A 437-nucleotide genomic window follows, 5' to 3' on the forward strand; every position below is an offset into this window, starting at 1 on the left:
TCGTGCTCGGAGGGCTCATCCTCGTCTTCGGCACCAGCCTGGCCCGGCTGTTCTTCAGCGACGGCAACGACGAGGTCGTCGCGATGGCCCACCGGTACCTGGTCATCAACGGCGCGCTGTACGCGGTGCTGGCCGTGCTGTTCCTGCTGCGGAACTCGATGCAGGGCCTCGGCGCCACCACTGTCCCGACCATCGCCGGCATCGCCGAACTGGTCGCCCGGGCAGCGGTCGGCCTGTTTCTGATCGACCGCATCGGCTTCCTGGGCGCCTGCGTCGCCGCCCCGCTCGCGTGGGTCGCGGCGCTCATCCCGCTGGCGGCCGCCTGGTACTTCGAGCGGCGCAAGCTGATCGAGCGGGAGTCCGGCGTCGTGGCTGTCCACGCAGCCGAGGCGTCCGCACTGCAGCCCGCCGGGGCGTAGTTCTCCGCACTCGCCCGG

1 protein-coding gene is annotated in these 437 nt (G+C 71.4%); it reads left to right on the plus strand.

Annotated elements, in window-relative coordinates; genetic code table 11:
• Window positions 1-419, plus strand: a 419-nt coding sequence (locus AC30CM_RS27115; RefSeq protein WP_490119994.1) for a hypothetical protein, incomplete at its 5' end; no start/stop codon positions are given.
• Window positions 420-437 lie beyond the last annotated feature (18 nt).

It is taken from the genome of Mycobacterium sp. DHQP2018-32-09 (assembly GCF_058148405.1).